We start from the raw sequence: 16,518 nt of genomic DNA, 5'->3' as shown, positions 1-16,518 counted from the left end.
GATGAAGGAGGAAACTAGTTGAAATCAGGAAAAATTATTGAAGTTTCTGGTCCTTTAGTAAAAGCCAAAGATATGGACGATGCAGCTGTTCAAGAAGTTTGCCGGGTAGGGAATTTAAACCTCATCGGTGAAATTATTGAAATGCATCAAGACGTGGCTTATATTCAGGTATATGAAGAAACCTCAGGAATTAAACCAGGCGAACCCGTTCACCCAACGGGATCTCCACTCTCTGTAGAGTTGGGGCCTGGATTGTTAACTAAAATGTTTGATGGGATCCAACGTCCCTTAGATGAATTTATGCAAGTCACTGAGTCGAATTACCTGGTTAGAGGATCAGAAGTCGATTCCCTTGACCACCAAGCAGTGTGGACTTTCCAAGCCACTAAATCAGTAGGTGATGAGGTAGTCAGTGGTGATATTGTAGGTACCGTTCAAGAAGGATCAGTGATTGAACACCGCATCCTCGTTCCTAACGGGGTGAGTGGGACCATTGAAAGCATTGAATCAGGCGACTATACCCTCGATGATGATGTCTACTCGATTCGTTTAAAAGACAGTGACCAAGTAAAATCCTTCGGTATGTCTCAACGTTGGCCTGTGCGTGTTGGGAGACCCTTTAAACAAAAATTCTTACCTCATGAAATTATGACGACAGGGCAACGGGTCATTGATACCTTCTTTCCAATTACTAAGGGCGGGGCAGCAGCCATACCTGGGCCTTTCGGTGCTGGGAAAACCGTCTTGCAACACCAAATTGCCAAGTATGCTGACGCTGACATTGTGGTCTACGTTGGTTGTGGTGAACGTGGTAACGAGATGACCGAAGTTATTGACGAATTTCCTAAATTGATTGACCCCAAAACGGGTGAATCGATCATGGAACGGACGGTCTTGATTGCTAATACCTCTAACATGCCAGTGGCAGCCCGGGAAGCCTCGATCTATACAGGGATAACTATCGCTGAATATTTCCGTGATATGGGATATTCTGTCGCTATCATGGCTGACTCGACTTCTCGTTGGGCTGAAGCCTTGCGGGAAATGTCAGGTCGTTTGGAAGAAATGCCAGGGGACGAAGGTTATCCAGCTTATTTGGGTAGTCGTTTGGCCGAATACTATGAACGTGCCGGAATGGTTGCGACTCTGGGCTCTGATGAACGCCGTGGGGCAGTTACCGCAGTGGGTGCGGTTTCACCTCCAGGGGGAGATACCTCAGAACCAGTTACCCAAAATACCATGCGGGTGATTAAGGTTTATTGGGGCTTGGATGCTAACCTCTCCCAACAAAGACACTTCCCAGCAGTTAACTGGCTGGATTCTTATTCTCTCTATCAAAAAGAAGTGACTGAGGGAATTTCAAAAGAACTCGATGTGGATTGGACGGGGATGGTCACTAAGTCTATGGCGATTCTACAAGAAGAGGATAGCCTCCAAGAAATTGTCCGCTTAGTTGGTGTGGATGCCCTGTCTCAAGAAGACCGTCTGACTCTGGTTATCGCTCGTATGTTGAGAGAAGATTATTTACAACAAAATTCTTATGATGAAGTCGACACCAAGACTTCTTCAGAAAAGCAGTTTAAGATGTTAAGAAATATTCTAGCTTTCAACAGTGAAGCGCGTAAAGCTATGGAATTAGGGGCTTATTATGATGAGATTGTGGAAGGAACTTCAACCATTCGTGAGCAAATCGCCCGGATGAAATATGTTCCAGAAGCTGAAATTTCCAAGTTGGATGACTTGAACAATTCAATCAAACCGACTATGCAGGAAGTTGTTCAAAAAGGAGGCGTGAAATAGTGCAAAGAGAATATAAATCCATTGTTGATATTTCGGGCCCGTTAATGGTTGTCGATGACGTATCAGGTGTTGGCTATAACGAACTTGTTGAAATTAAAATGCAAAACGGCGACTCCCGCATTGGGGAAGTGCTTGAAGTTCAAGAAGACAAGGCCATTGTCCAAATTTATGGGGGTGGCTCAGGGATTAATATCCGTGACTCCCGGGTTCGTTTCCAAGGCCATCCTTTGGAATTCGGTGTGTCAGAGGACATTATTGGCCGAACTTTTGATGGTTTAGGGAATGTGGTTGATGGTGGCCCAACACCGATTCCAGAACAATCCCGTGATGTTAATGGTCAGGTGATCAACCCCATGGCCCGGGAATACCCGGATGAATTTATCCAAACCGGGATTTCAACCATCGACCATATGAACTCCTTAGTCCGGGGGCAAAAATTACCTATCTTTTCTGGATCAGGTCTACCCCATAAGGAATTGGCTGCCCAAATTGCCCGGCAAGCGACTGTTTTAAACGATGATGAAAACTTTGCGGTTGTTTTTGCGGCTATGGGGGTTACCTTTGAGGATGCCCAATTCTTTATTGACAGTTTTAAAGAAACTGGGGCCATTGACCGATCAGTAATGTTTATCAACTTAGCCGATGATCCTTCCATTGAACGTTTAGCTACCCCTAAGGTAGCCTTAACGGCAGCTGAATATCTAGCTTATGAGAAGGACATGCACGTCTTAGTGATCATGACCGACATGACTAACTATTGTGAAGCTTTGCGGGAAGTGTCTGCTGCTCGGCGGGAAGTGCCGGGACGTCGTGGCTATCCTGGTTACCTTTATACTGACTTGGCCGGAATCTATGAACGTGCCGGTCGGATTAAGGACGCTAAAGGTTCAGTGACTCAGATTCCAATTTTAACCATGCCTGAAGATGATATTACCCACCCAATTCCTGACTTAACCGGTTATATTACTGAAGGACAAATTATTTTGGATAAGGAATTGAACCACCAAGGGATTACCCCTCCGATTGATGTTTTACCCTCTTTGTCACGTCTAAAAGATGATGGGACTGGTGAAGGGAAAACCCGTGAAGACCATGCTGACACCATGAACCAACTCTTTGCAGCTTATGCCAAGGGGAAAGAAGCGCGTGAATTAGCGGTTGTCTTAGGTGAATCAGCTCTTTCTGATACGGATAAACTTTACTTAAAATTTGCTGAGCGTTTTGAAAAAGAATATGTCAACCAAGGTTTCGACACCAACCGAACGATCTATGAAACCTTAGACCTGGCTTGGCAATTATTAACCATTCTACCAAAATCAGAATTAACTCGGATTAATGATAAGTATATTGAAAAATACTATCCGAAATCTGATCAGACAACGGAAGACCAAGAACCTGACAATAAGCAAGCTGACCAAGAAAGTCATGAAGAGGCCTAGTGAAGAAGGGGTGATATTTTATGGCAAATGCTTTAAATGTTAAGCCTACTCGGATGGAATTGCAAAAACTCCAAGGCAATCTTTCCATAGCAACTCGCGGCCATAAATTGTTAAAAGATAAGCAAGATGAGCTAATGCGTCAGTTTATTGACCTCATTCGAAAAAATAATGAGCTTCGTCAAGAGGTCGAGGCAGACCTATCATTAGCCCTGGAAAATTTCGTGCTTGCATCTGCCCTGGTTAACGAGGCTTACATTGATGAATTAGTGGCCATACCTAGTCAGAGTGTGGAACTTGAAATTCGTCATGAAAATATTATGAGTGTCGATGTTCCTAAGATGAATTTCCACTATTCAGATGAATACCAAGAAGGTAAGGACCGTAACACTTATAGTTTCTTAAATACTGCTAGTGAGTTAGATGACGCGATTGCAACCTTAAATCAAGTCATGCCTAAGTTATTAGAACTCAGTGAAATTGAAAAGACCTGTCAGTTAATGGCTGACGATATTGAATCAACCAGACGACGGGTGAATGCCTTGGAATATCGGGTGATTCCTGATACCAAGGAAACGATCGCTTATATTCAAAGTAAATTAGAAGAGAATGAGCGGTCGACTAAGACCCGGATGATCAAAATTAAAGACATGAACGGGTAATCGTGATGAAGTCCCTGCTTTTGGTCCAATTAGACCTAGCAGGGCTTTTTATTTGGATATTTTTTGCTATTCTTGAACTATGGACTTCCTTTGGTCTATAATAGAGAAATGTTCTATCAATAAGGGAGTAGAGAGCTTTGTGAATATTACTTTTATTTCTTATTTTAGAACCACTCAAATAGAAGATTGGAGCGAAGATATATGTCAAAGAGATTTGGAGCAGCGCTTTCTTTTCTCTTGTTAACCTTATCCCTTTTGGTTGGTTTAGCTAGTCCACTAAGGGTAGATGCTGCTGAAAATCAGCCAAGGATTGAGGTTGATCAAGAAGCTCTTAATCAGGGATTAGAGACACCTGGTGTATTAAGAGTAGGGATGGAAGCAAATTATGCTCCCTATAATTGGAGTCAAACGACAGACGCTAATGGCGCCATCGAAATTAGTAATGCTAGCGGGGAATATGCTAATGGTTACGATGTGCAAATAGCCAAGCAAATTGCTGATGCTCTAGGGTTAAAGCTAGAAATCGTAAAGATGGAATGGGATGGTTTGCCACCTGCCTTACAATCAGCAAAAATTGATGCCATTGTAGCGGGGATGTCACCGACACCTGAACGGGAAAAACAAATCGATTTTACCGATGAATATTATGGCTCAGACATGGTTGTAGTGACCCTTAAGGACGGTCCTTATGCCAATGCACAATCCATTAATGACTTTAATGGGGCCAAGGTAACTGCACAATTAAATACCTTCCACGTTGATTTACTCGATCAAATGCAAGGGATTGACAAACAAACCCCAATGGATTCTTTCCCAACTATGATCTCTTCCTTGCTAAGTAATAAGATTGATGCCTATATTTCAGACCGGCCTGGTGCCCTCTCTGCTGTTGCTGCTAATCCAGATTTAAAGATTGTTTCCTTTGAAGAAGGGAAAGGCTTTGATACTGGGGATATTGCTAACTGGTCATCCGTTGGGCTCCGCAAAGATTCGCCTTTAATGGAACCAATTAACCAAGCCTTAGCGACCATTCCAGATAATGATCGGGAAAATCTGATGCAAGAAATGGTTGACTTAAATAATCGCGGCGAAGATATTGGCTTTTGGGGTGAAGTGGCCAGCATCTGGTCCACATACAAGGGCCAATTGCTTAAAGGTGCTGCAACGACCATGTATATTGCCTTAATATCTACCCTTGTTGGTTTTTTAATTGGTTTATTGATTGCGATTTATCGGTCGATGCCAATTGCCGAAAGTAGCGGGATAGTATCTATCTTATACAAAGTTGTTGAATTCTTGATTACGGCTTATATTGAAGTCTTCCGTGGGACCCCAATGATGGTCCAAGCCATGATGATTTTCTATGGATCGAAATTATTCCTAGGGATTGATATGAGCTCCATGTTCGCCGCCTTGCTCATTGTTTCAGTGAATACCGGTGCCTACCTCGCCGAAGTTATCCGGGGCGGGATTATCGGTGTCGACGATGGTCAATCAGAAGCGGCTAAAGCAATTGGTATGAATCACTTCCAAACCATGACCTATGTGGTTTTACCCCAAGCGATTCGTAGTATATTACCTGCTTTGGGTAATGAGTTTGTGATTAATATCAAGGACACCTCAGTCTTAAACGTCATTGCTGTTACTGAACTATTCTTTGTGTCCAAATCGGCAGCAGGGACTACCTATCTCACCTTCCAAACCTTCTTCATCACAGCGATTATTTACTTTGTACTAACCTTTACCACTACCCGTTTACTACGCTTGGTGGAAAGGAAGATGTCGGGAAGCGATACTTATACTGTTTATCAATCATCGACTAGTGAGGTGAATATTCATGAAAAATGAGATTTTAACAATTTCTCACTTAGAGAAGAAGTTTGGCGATAATTTGGTTTTAAAGGATATTGACTTTGCGGTTAGCCCTGGCGATGTTATCTCTATTATTGGTTCATCAGGATCAGGGAAGTCAACCTTATTACGTTGTATGAATTTGCTGGAACAACCCACTTCTGGTGATATTATCTACCATGGTCAGTCTATCCTAGCTAAAAACTTTGATAAGAATAAATATCGGGCCAAGGTGGGTATGGTTTTCCAACAGTTCAACTTATTTAAGAATATGAATGTGCTGGAAAACTGTGTTATCGGCCAAGAAAAAATTCTGAAAAGAAATAAAAAAGATGCTGAAAAAACTGCTTTGAAAAACCTAGAAAAAGTCGGTATGGCCCCTTACCGTGATGCCCGTCCTGACCAACTATCTGGTGGGCAACAACAACGGGTCGCTATTGCCCGGGCCCTATCTATGGACCCGGAAATCTTACTCTTTGATGAACCGACCTCGGCTCTGGATCCGGAGATGGTCGGTGAGGTGCTAGGAACTATGACTGAACTCGCTAAAGAAGGCTTAACTATGATTGTGGTGACCCATGAAATGGCCTTTGCTCGTGATGTTTCTTCGCGAATTTGCTTTATGGATCAAGGGGTCATTGTTGAAGACGGCGAACCTGACCAAGTGATCAATCACCCTCAACATGAACGGACCAAGGCCTTCTTGTCACGCTATCTAGCAGAAAAATAGACTTGACTCAGAGCTGGAACTTTGTTTCCGGCTCTTTTTTTAAAGAAAGCTTTCTTAGCTTTATGGGGATATGATATGATAAATAAGCAAGTTTTTTACTGACCATAAGAAAATAACAAGTTATAAAAAGGATGTCATGCATGAATAGAGCAGAAGAAGTAAAAAAAGAAGGACCTTTGCCATTATTTCCCACCCCGATGCCGGGAAAACGACTATTACTGAACAATTACTCCTATATTCAGGAGCTATTCGCCAGGCAGGGACGGTTAAGGGCAAGAAAAGTGGCCACTTTGCCAAGTCCGACTGGATGAAGATTGAACAACAGCGTGGGATCTCAGTGACCAGTTCGGTGATGCAGGTGGACTATGACGGCTACCAAATTAATATTGTGGATACGCCGGGCCACGAGGACTTTTCCGAGGATACCTATCGAACTCTTATGGCCGTGGATGCTGCGGTCATGGTGGTTGACTCAGGTAAGGGGATTGAGGCCCAAACCAAGAGATTGTTTGAAGTGGCTAGCCACCGGGGCATTCCAATTTTCACCTTTATGAATAAATTAGACCGTGATGGCCGTGAACCTATGGAACTGATTAGTGAACTAGAGGAAGTCCTAGGTATCGATGCCTATGCGATGAACTGGCCCATGGGCATGGGAAAGACCTACCAAGGCAACTACGATCTCTTTAATAATCGCTTAGAATTGACTCACCCAGAAGCTAATGGCGGCAATGATTTCTTACCTTTAAATGAAGATGGTGAACTTGAAGGGGATTATGAAGTGAAAAAATCGCCTTGGTATGAGGAGGCCGTGGAGAATGCTCAACTCTTAAATGAGGCCGGAAATCCTTTCGACTCGGAGGCCATCCAAGCAGGGAAGTTAACGCCAGTTTTCTTTGGGTCTGCCTTAACGGGTTTTGGCGTTCAAACCTTCTTAGATGCCTTTGTTGATTTTGCCCCCGCGCCCCAAGCGGTTGAAACAGTAGAAGAGGACTTAGTTGACCCTCTTGATGAACAATTAACCGGATTTATCTTCAAGATTCAAGCCAACATGGATCCCCGACACCGTGACCGGATTGCCTTTGTTCGGATTTGCTCGGGCGAGTTTCATGAAGGCATGGATGTCACTGTAGCTCGAACGGATAAGAAGTTAAAGCTGAATAATACCACGCGCTTTATGGCAGATACTCGTGAACATGCTAGTTTAGCAGTGGCAGGGGATATTATTGGCCTTTATGATACCGGAAACTTTCAAATTGGAGACTCCATCTATTCAGGCAAGCACAAGGTAAACTTTAAACCCCTCCCACAATTTACGCCAGAATTATTTATGAAGGTGAGTCCTAAGAATGTTATGAAGCAAAAATCCTTCCATAAGGGGATTAAACAACTCGTTGAAGAAGGGGCTATCCAACTTTATAAAACTTGGCACACCGAAGAGTATATCTTAGGGGCAGTCGGACAACTCCAATTCGAAGTCTTCCAATACCGCTTATTAAATGAATACAATTCGGAAGTGGAAATGACACCCTTGGGCAATAAAATTGCGCGTTGGATTTCCGAAGATCAACTGGATCCTTCCATGTCATCGAGTCGTAACTTGCTCTGCAAAGACCGCTTCGACCAACCTGTCTTTCTTTTTGAAAATCAATTTGCTGAAAATTGGTTCCAACAAAAATATCCTGATGTGCAATTAGAATCCTTGTTATAGGAATCGAACAAGTGAGCAAAAAAGGCAATAGCAGCCCCAATAGGCTATTTATCAGCCCTCTTTGTTTTTGAATAGTTGAACAGTTATAGTTAGTTTGTTAATGATCCTTTTTCACCAAAAACACTGAAATTTGGTGGAAAGGGGTTTTATTTTCTGTTAAATTGCTTATAAAACGTATATTTTAACCGATGATTGTTAAAAATGTATGTATTTTTGCCTTTACTTGTGCTATATTAGGGATCAATATAAAATATCAAAAAAAGGAGTTTTGGCTTCATGAATCAATGGGAAAATAAATTTGTTAAAGAAGGACTAACATTTGATGATGTATTACTGATACCCCAAGCGAGTGATATTGTTCCTGACCAGGTCAATGTTAGTGTTCAATTAGCTGATAATATACGTTTAAACGTTCCGATACTCTCGGCAAGTATGGATACTGTAACTGAGTCAGAAATGGCCATCGCCTTGGCACGTTCAGGCGGTATGGGAGTTATCCATAAAAATATGACCATTGATGACCAAGCGGGTGAGGTTAGAAAGGTTAAACGCTCAGAAAGTGGTGTGATTACTAATCCCTTTTATCTTTATCCTGATAGTACCGTCAGAGAAGCGGAAGAATTAATGAGCCTTTACCACATTTCTGGTGTTCCCATTGTGGAAAGCCAAAGCTCCCATAAGCTAGTGGGGATTATTACTAACCGCGATAAGCGCTTTGTTACTGATAGCTCGCGAAAAATTGCTGACTACATGACTAAGGATAATTTAGTCACTGCTCCTGTCGGTACCAGTTTAGAAGCGGCTGAAGAAATTTTACAAAGTCACCGGATTGAAAAGCTACCTCTCGTCGATGAAGCGGGGAATCTGTCCGGCTTAATTACTTTTAAGGATTTAGCTAATGTAAGAAATTATCCGGATGCGGCTAAGGATGACAGTGGCCGTTTATTGTGCGCTGCGGCTGTGGGAGTGACTTCTGATACCTTCCGTCGGGTTCAAGCTTTAGCTGAAGCAGAGGTCGATGCTATTGTGATTGATACGGCTCATGGTCACTCTCAAGGCGTCTTGAATAAAATCAAGGAAGTCCGTCAAACTTATCCCAAGCTCACCATTATTGCTGGTAATGTGGCTACAGCTGAAGGCACCCGGGCCCTGTTTGAAGCAGGCGTGGACGTGGTTAAAGTAGGGATTGGACCGGGTTCCATTTGTACTACCCGGGTGGTCGCTGGGGTAGGGATGCCCCAATTAACCGCCATTTACGATGCGGCTCAAGTAGCTAATGAATTTGGTAAAACCATAATTGCCGATGGAGGTATCAAGTATTCTGGGGACATCGTGAAAGCCCTGGCAGCTGGTGGTCATGCGGTGATGCTAGGTTCTATGTTAGCAGGTACTGATGAAGCCCCTGGTGAAATGGAAATTTATCAAGGCAGACGCTTCAAGACTTACCGTGGCATGGGGAGTATGGCTGCCATGAAAAAAGGGTCGGCCGACCGTTACTTCCAAGGTGAAGTGAATGAAGCCAATAAATTGGTACCCGAAGGTATCGAAGGCCGAGTTTCCTATAAAGGGCCTGTTAGTGGTATCGTTTATCAGATGGTGGGTGGCTTACGGTCAGGAATGGGCTATTGCGGTGCTCACAATGTGGAAGACTTACGCCAAAATGGTCAATTTGTCCGCATCAGTTCGGCTGGCCTAGTGGAATCCCATCCCCATGATGTTCAAATCACTAAGGAAGCTCCTAACTATTCACGCGGTTAAACCACTTAAATAGGTGCTTGATTAGCGCTTTAATAAAAAAGCTATTAATTTAAACACAAAGAAAGGAGTTAGGCTTTGTCCCAACTCCTTTTCAAAATACTAACTATCTAATCAAAACCTATTCCAAAAGTCAGCCCTGACGTCCACTTCATACAGGGTGTGAGACTTGCTCCAATCATCCAAGCCTGCCAAGTCGAACCCAACTACGAACGATGTGCGATAGGCTTGCGCCTATCGCATATCGTTTGTTCCAGTTGCTATAGCTGTTTGAAGCGAAGAGCGAGTACAGATATAGTATGCGTAGCTCTTCAGGGCTCTTTTGACTTTTGTCACACTCTCTTTCCTACGATTAGTCAAGTAAAAATCAGTATAAAGTTACTAAATATATATAGTGTTATTTAGAAATTTAATCTTTTGAATATTCTACGGAAAATTTGGCATGCTAAATAAGCCTCTGTATTGAGACTTTTAAAAATTTTAGTTACTATAAAAATGAATTAGTTGCGGTGAGAGGCATTTAATTCATAATCATACTTCGTATGATGATTGAATAGCGCGTATAGGCATTTAAGCAGCTTATTCATACACGCTATAACAGCTACCTTATGGCATTTATTAAAGGGTGGCTGTTTTTTTGTATAGTAATAATCAACGATATGATTTGGCGCATGTCTCTGGGCGCGAATCATATTGGTAATAATGATATAAAGTATTTTTCTAGCTTTTTTATTTCCACGTTTGTTGATATGGTCTCGGCCTATAAATTTACCTGATTGATAGCGTCTAATATCAATTCCGACATAGGCATTTAATTGTTTGTGGTTCTCGAATCGGGATAAATCACCTAATTCTGCAATTAACTGACAAGCCGACAGTTGCCCAATCCCTGGTACACTGGCATAAATTATAAATTCAGAAAACTGACGTCCCAAAGCAATCATCTTATCTTGAATAAGTTCTTTTTGATTAATTAAATTTTTTAGATGTGCGGCATAAAAACTGAGCACCTGACAATAAAAACTGTCCTTATGGACAGAAGGATAGGAAGAAGCTGCACACTCAATGATTTGATCAGCTTTTTGAAAAGCTCTTTGCTTAGAGATATTTTTTAATGTTGACTTTTTCAATATATTTTTGATGACTGTTCGAGAGGTTTCTAGCACATAGTCGGGATGTGGGTATTTTTCAATAATAGTTAAAGCAAATTCATTTTTTAATTTAGAGAAAACTTTTTCGATACCAGGAAAGCAAAGATAGATACCTTCTAAAAACTTAACATAGAGTCTGTCGATACCTTCTTGTAGTTCTAAATAATAAGCATTCATGCGCTTCATTTCTTCATAGCGAAGCTCTTTCCTTACCGAAGGTTGAAAGTTAAAAATTGACATGATTTGTGCCAATTTATGAGCATCTGCTTGGTCTGTTTTATTTCTTCTTAATGTCAAACCATTAGTTCGATTGTACACTTCTAAAGGATTCAAACTGTGGTAAGTTAAATGATTTTTGTGACAAAATCGTTCAAGTGGCTTTGAATAGATACCTGTCGTTTCAAAAGCAAGAGTCACTTCCCCAGAGATCTGTTGGATATTCTGTAACAGTTCTTCAAATCCCTTACGAGTGAATTCCAAAAGGCTTTCCTCAATACATCTATTATTTTTATACAGAACTTGTGTCGCTTTTCCTTTGGAAACATCAAATGCATATAAATACTTAGTCATTTCTAGCTTCCTTTCGTAATGGTTTGAAAGATTTTCACTTCATTGTTCTTATCCTAATTTCCTAAACACGAGCTCACAGCTCAACATACTTAAACCAAAATTAAAAACAAGAGTGAAAGAATCCGTTTTTTAATTCGGGCTCCTAGCCCTTGAGAGTTTGTCCGGATTATCCTTTCACTTACACTATATCTGAAAATAGAAATAGCTCGAAGATAAATCCGTCGATTTACCTTCGAGCTAATCTTAGTATGTTTGTAAAAAGAACTATTTGATCAATCGACGTCTGCTTCTTCAATGGCCTGACTATTTTCACTCTCATTAACAACAATGTTGCCAGAATCATCCACGCTAAAGTGGACATAGCTAATGCTTGGATCCTTTAAGTATAGGTCCGCGACTTGGTTTTCAATTTGTTCTTGGATGACCCGTCTTAATGGGCGGGCACCCAGTTTGGGGTCATAGCCTAGTTCAACAATAGCTTCTTTCACTTGGTCGTCAATGGCAATGCAGATTTTTTGTCCCTTGAGTAATTTGTTCATGCTGGTGAGCATGTGGTCGACAATTTGAATCAATTCTTCCTTGGTCAGCGGTTGGAATTCGATGATGCCGTCGAAGCGGTTCATGAATTCAGGTTTAAAGTAATTATCCAATTGGTCCAAGACAGATTGGTTTTTCCCTTGTTGACTAGCGGCAAAACCGACGCTAGCTTCAACGTTACCCGTTCCGGCATTGGAAGTCATGATGATAAGGGTATCTTTAAAGGAAACCGTCCGACCTTGTGCATCAGTAAGTCGACCGTCTTCCATGATTTGTAGGAAGAGGTTGAGAACATCAGGATGGGCTTTTTCCACTTCATCTAAGAGAATGAGGGAATAAGGTTGCCGTCTGACTTGCTCGGTTAATTGGCCAGCTTCGTCATAGCCGACATAGCCGGGTGGTGAACCGATCATCTTAGAGACACTGTGTTTTTCCATGTATTCAGACATGTCAAAGCGGATCATTGCTTCTTCACTACCAAAGAGTTGCTTAGCAAGCTGACGGGCTAATTCTGTCTTGCCGACACCCGTTGGCCCCACAAATAGGAAGGAAGCAATGGGTTTATTACCTGGGTGGAAGCCCACACGGTTACGCCGGATTGCTGCTGATACTTTTTCGACAGCAGGATCTTGGCCGATAATTGTCTCCTTGAGTTCATCCTCAAGTTGCAATAAATTGCTTTGTTCTTGGTCTTGTAACTGGCCAACGGGGATACCGGTTTTAGCTTCCACTAATTCTTCGATGTCTTCGACGGTGATCGTTGGGACTTGTTCAACAACAGCTTCATTATTAGCGGCCATATCCTTATATTTCTTTAATTGGTCGCGGTAATAGGCCGCCTTCTCATAGTCTTCCGCATCGGTAGCCATTTCCTTTAATTTTTCTAATTCTTGAATCTGATCTTCTAAGGCCTCCTTATCCAAGAAGGGAATGGTTAAGTTTTTCTTAGAGCCCGCTTCATCAAGTAGGTCGATGGCCTTATCAGGTAATTGCCGGTCTTGGATATAACGATTAGACAGGGTAACCGTTGCTTCTAAGGCTTGGTCAGTAAAGTGAACATGGTGGAATTTTTGGTATTGGTCGGCTAGACCCTTGATAATAGTGATGGCTTCTTCCACCGAAGGCTCATCCACTTGAACCGGTTGTAAGCGGCGAGCCAGTGCGCCATCTTTTTCGATACGACGGAATTCATTTAGGGTTGTTGCCCCAACTAATTGCATTTCGCCCCGGGCCAAGGCAGGTTTTAAGATGTTGCCAGCATCCATTGATGAATTATCGGCTGTTCCTGCCCCCACAATTTCATGGATTTCGTCAATAAATAGAATGATTGATTGATTGGAAGAGACTTCTTTAATCAGGGCTTGCATTTTTTCTTCAAATTGGCCCCGAACCCCAGTACCTTGGACTAAGGAAGCCACATCTAAACTAATAACTTCCTTATTTTGTAGCTTTTCAGGAACTTCTTTAGCCACTATTTTTTGGGCTAAACCTTCCACAACTGCCGTCTTACCTACACCAGCTTCTCCGATGAGGACAGGATTATTTTTGGTTCGACGGTTGAGAATTTCGATTACCCGATTTATTTCTTGGTCACGGCCAATTACCGGGTCGTACTTGCCTTGGCGAGCCAATTCAGTCATGTTGGTTCCATAATTAGCCAACAAGCTATTTCCCTGGCCATCATTAGGATGGTGGGGAGGCTCTTGGCCGTTAGCATTATGGGGCCCTTTATCTTGCATTTGTCTAAGAAGCTCATAGAGGTTTCCCCATGAATTATTGTCATTATTGCTTTTCCCAGCTTGAGATTGGTTGCGAATTATCTCTGCATAACAAGGTTGGCAAAGGTTAATGGCCTGCCTTTGACCGTTAATATTCGCATACATGTGAATGGCAGCTTCGCGTTGGTTACAACGTTGGCATTTCAATAGTGCCACGCTCCTTTCTTAAGAAATTGGCCAATATTTTTAATATACATGTATTGTAAAAACACCTTTTTGATAAACATTGACCTTCAATAGTTATTATACATTGACCATGTTTGACATTCAAGTCATAAAGCTTGTTTTCCCATGCTAAAGCCAAGGAGAATTTAATTAAGTAGTTGTCACCATGCTTAAAAAATGGTACATTATTAATGTAACGGTTTTCTTTTCTTTTAAGCGATAGTTGGGAAAGTCGTCAAATTACGTAGATTTAAAAAAAGGAGATTATAATAATGAAAACTCAAGACTTTAATATTACTGCAGAAACTGGTATCCATGCTCGTCCAGCAACCTTACTTGTGCAAACTGCAAGCAAATTTAAATCTGATATTAACTTAGAATATAAAGGTAAATCTGTTAACTTGAAATCCATCATGGGTGTAATGTCCTTAGGAGTAGGCCAAGGTGCAGATGTAACCATCTCTGTTGAAGGTGAAGATGAAGAAGAAGCAATGGCAGCTATTCAAGAAACCATGAAAAGTGAAGGGTTGTCAGAATAACATGGAAAAGTTGAAAGGAATTGGGGCTAGTGATGGTTACGCCATTGCTAAGGCCTTTCTTTTGGAACAACCTGACTTATCCTTTGAAGAAGGAAAAGTAGAAGATGCTGATGCGGAAATTGACCGCTTAACTAAGGCTATTGACGATAGTCGTATTGAGATTGCTAAGATAAAAGTGATTGCTCAAGAACGTCTATCTGAAGAAGAAGCAGGCGTTTTTGATGCTCATTTACAAATGCTAGATGACCCAGAAATGATCGCGACTTACCAACAAAAAATCAAAGATGAAAATCTTGATGCTCAAACTGCTGTGCGCCAAACGGCTGATGGCTTTATTGCTATCTTCAAGGCCATGGAAGATAATCCTTATATGCAAGAACGTGCAGCGGATATTAAAGATGTTACCGATCGGCTGATCGCGCATTTAATCGGTGCAAAAATTCCTAACTTGAGTTTAATTGATGAGGATGCAATTGTTATTGCTCCTGATTTAACTCCGAGTGATACGGCACAATTAAACAAATATGTTAAAGGATTTGTTACTGATATTGGAGGACGGACATCCCACTCAGCAATTATGGCTCGTAGCTTAGAAGTTGCTGCTGTTGTTGGGACCACTTCTGCTTCAGAAGCGGTTAGTGATGGTGACTTAGTCATCGTCGACGGATTTGAAGGGGAAGTTTTAATTAATCCAGACCAAGCCACTGTTGATAGCTATAAGGACAAAGCTAAGGCTTATCAAAAACAAAAACTTGAATGGGAAAGCTTAAAAGATGCGGATTCTCTAACCAAAGATGGTAAACAGTTTGAAATTGTTGCCAATATCGGTTCACCAAAAGACCTACCTGGTGTCCATGAAAATGGGGCTGAAGGTGTGGGACTTTATCGGACAGAGTTCCTCTATATGGATTCAGACCACTTCCCAACTGAAGAAGAACAGTTTGAAGCTTATAAGGAAGTTTTAGAATCTCTTAATGGTAAGAATGTGGTTATCCGGACTATGGATATTGGTGGGGATAAGAAACTCCCTTATTTACCCTTACCAGAAGAGTTGAATCCTTTCTTGGGTTACCGTGCTATCCGGATTTGCTTAAGAGAAACGGATATGTTCCGGACCCAATTACGGGCACTTCTACGTGCTTCCGCTTATGGGAAATTAAGCATTATGTTCCCAATGGTAGCCACTTTAGAAGAATGGCGTCAAGCCAAAGCCCTATATGAGGAAGAACGTCAAAAATTAATTGACGAGGGCGTTGAAGTCGCAGATAACATCCAAGTAGGGATTATGATTGAAATCCCAGCAGCAGCTGTTTTAGCAGATCAATTTGCCAAAGAAGTTGACTTCTTTAGTATAGGTACCAACGACTTGATCCAATACACCATGGCGGCTGACCGGATGAATAATAATATCTCTTACCTTTACCAACCCTATAACCCAGCCGTACTACGCCTGATTAACTATGTGATTCAAGCTAGTCACAAAGAAGGTAAATGGACCGGTATGTGTGGGGAAGTAGCTGGTGATCAAACTGCTATCCCACTACTTGTTGGTATGGGCTTAGATGAATTCTCTATGAGCGCAACTTCAATTCTTAAATCGCGTTCCCTAATGGCTCGCTTAGATTCTAAGGAATGTGAAGAATTAGCTCACAAAGCCATGAATGAAAAGACCAGTTCAGAAGAAGTGGCCGAAATGGTTCATGACTATGTCTCTAAGTTAGACTAAAAAGAATAAACTGATTAAGTGCTGGTAATGAATACTGCCTTCAGTGAAGGAGAGTGATTCAATCATACCAGCACTTTTTTTCTTGGATTGGTATTCACTCTGACCTG

At 41.8% G+C, this 16,518-nt stretch carries 11 protein-coding genes; 9 read left to right on the top strand and 2 right to left on the bottom strand.

The genetic code is table 11. The annotated features are described in order from the left end of the window. Positions 1–18 precede the first annotated feature (18 nt). The 7 genes from HMPREF9243_RS06840 to guaB all read left to right on the top strand — a co-directional run bounded on the left by HMPREF9243_RS06840 (position 19) and on the right by guaB (position 9,948). Positions 19–1,800 (top strand): V-type ATP synthase subunit A, encoded by a 1,782-nt coding sequence (locus tag HMPREF9243_RS06840; RefSeq protein WP_013669077.1) that lies wholly within the window; start codon positions 19–21, stop codon positions 1,798–1,800. Further along, the gene (locus tag HMPREF9243_RS06835; protein WP_013668519.1) at positions 1,800–3,239 is read left to right on the top strand and encodes a V-type ATP synthase subunit B; all 1,440 of its coding nucleotides are present in this window, start codon (positions 1,800–1,802) and stop codon (positions 3,237–3,239) included. Before HMPREF9243_RS06840 ends, HMPREF9243_RS06835 begins: the two co-directional genes overlap by 1 nt. A gap of 20 nt (positions 3,240–3,259) precedes the next feature. Continuing rightward, positions 3,260–3,898: a V-type ATP synthase subunit D gene (locus tag HMPREF9243_RS06830; RefSeq protein WP_013669305.1), complete on the top strand. Its 639-nt coding sequence runs from the start codon at positions 3,260–3,262 to the stop codon at positions 3,896–3,898. A gap of 201 nt (positions 3,899–4,099) precedes the next feature. Continuing rightward, entirely contained in the window at positions 4,100–5,746 is a 1,647-nt protein-coding gene (locus HMPREF9243_RS06825) for an ABC transporter permease subunit (RefSeq protein WP_013669705.1), read from the top strand. Further along, the gene (locus tag HMPREF9243_RS06820) at positions 5,736–6,479 is read left to right on the top strand and encodes an amino acid ABC transporter ATP-binding protein (protein WP_013668761.1); all 744 of its coding nucleotides are present in this window, start codon (positions 5,736–5,738) and stop codon (positions 6,477–6,479) included. Before HMPREF9243_RS06825 ends, HMPREF9243_RS06820 begins: the two co-directional genes overlap by 11 nt. Before the next feature lie 181 nt (positions 6,480–6,660). Beyond that, on the top strand, positions 6,661–8,190 hold the full coding sequence (locus tag HMPREF9243_RS06815) for a peptide chain release factor 3 (protein WP_049776776.1): 1,530 nt from the start codon (positions 6,661–6,663) through the stop codon (positions 8,188–8,190). A 276-nt stretch (positions 8,191–8,466) separates the two neighbouring features. Continuing rightward, the gene (gene guaB / locus HMPREF9243_RS06810) at positions 8,467–9,948 is read left to right on the top strand and encodes an IMP dehydrogenase (protein ID WP_013669855.1); all 1,482 of its coding nucleotides are present in this window, start codon (positions 8,467–8,469) and stop codon (positions 9,946–9,948) included. Positions 9,949–10,445: 497 nt separating this feature from the next. Here the strand turns inward: guaB and HMPREF9243_RS06805 are convergent, their stop codons facing one another. Continuing rightward, positions 10,446–11,666: an IS110 family transposase gene (locus HMPREF9243_RS06805; protein ID WP_013668470.1), complete on the bottom strand. Its 1,221-nt coding sequence runs from the start codon at positions 11,664–11,666 to the stop codon at positions 10,446–10,448. A gap of 272 nt (positions 11,667–11,938) precedes the next feature. Beyond that, entirely contained in the window at positions 11,939–14,128 is a 2,190-nt protein-coding gene (locus tag HMPREF9243_RS06800) for an ATP-dependent Clp protease ATP-binding subunit (RefSeq protein ID WP_013669718.1), read from the bottom strand. 290 nt (positions 14,129–14,418) lie between these two features. Between HMPREF9243_RS06800 and HMPREF9243_RS06795 the strand changes: the two genes are divergently transcribed. Together HMPREF9243_RS06795 and ptsP are read left to right on the top strand one after the other, a co-directional pair. Then, positions 14,419–14,685: a phosphocarrier protein HPr gene (locus HMPREF9243_RS06795; protein WP_013668503.1), complete on the top strand. Its 267-nt coding sequence runs from the start codon at positions 14,419–14,421 to the stop codon at positions 14,683–14,685. A gap of 1 nt (position 14,686) precedes the next feature. After that, on the top strand, positions 14,687–16,411 hold the full coding sequence (ptsP, locus tag HMPREF9243_RS06790; RefSeq protein WP_013669403.1) for a phosphoenolpyruvate--protein phosphotransferase: 1,725 nt from the start codon (positions 14,687–14,689) through the stop codon (positions 16,409–16,411). Positions 16,412–16,518 lie beyond the last annotated feature (107 nt).

It is taken from the genome of Aerococcus sp. Group 1, assembly GCF_000193205.1.
GTDB classification, from domain to species: domain Bacteria; phylum Bacillota; class Bacilli; order Lactobacillales; family Aerococcaceae; genus Aerococcus; species Aerococcus urinae_A.
The sequence above is the reverse complement of the archived record's forward strand: the minus strand, read 5'-3'. Positions and strand labels throughout refer to the sequence as shown.